This window comes from Neisseria sp. P0021.S007, from assembly GCF_051956855.1.
Genome location: NZ_JBQCXA010001103.1, coordinates 1 through 531 on the forward strand (window position 1 = coordinate 1; position 531 = coordinate 531).

Genomic DNA, 531 nt, shown 5'->3' on the forward strand with positions numbered 1-531 from the left:
TCATGGCCGCCCCAATATGTTGGATCCTGACGAGCCTAAACACTTGGCAGAATCCGTCAAATCCATGAACCTGCGCTATGTCGTGATTACTTCCGTCGACCGTGACGACCTGCGTGATGGCGGTGCCCAACATTTCGCCGACTGCATCAAAGCCATCCGCGAAACCAGCCCGAATACCAAAATCGAAATCCTTGTTCCCGATTTCCGCGGCCGTCTGGACATCGCACTGGAAATCTTGGCAGAAACCCCGCCCGACGTGATGAACCACAACTTGGAAACCCATCCAAGCCTGTATAAAAAAGCCCGTCCGGGTGCCAACTACCAACACTCCCTCGAGCTTCTGCGCCGCTACAAAGAAATGATGCCCCATATTCCGACCAAATCCGGCATCATGGTCGGCTTGGGCGAAACAGACGAGGACGTGCGCGAAATCATGCGCGATATGCGTGCCAACAATATCGAGATGATTACCATCGGCCAATATCTGCAACCTTCAGACGGCCACCTGCCCGTCTTACGCTATGTAACGCC

1 protein-coding gene is annotated in these 531 nt (G+C 54.0%); it reads left to right on the forward strand.

Going from position 1 to position 531, the window contains the following annotated elements; all coding sequences use genetic code 11:
* Positions 1–531: lipoyl synthase (locus ACTHUR_RS17740; RefSeq protein ID WP_440400043.1), on the forward strand; the 531-nt coding region annotated here is incomplete at both ends.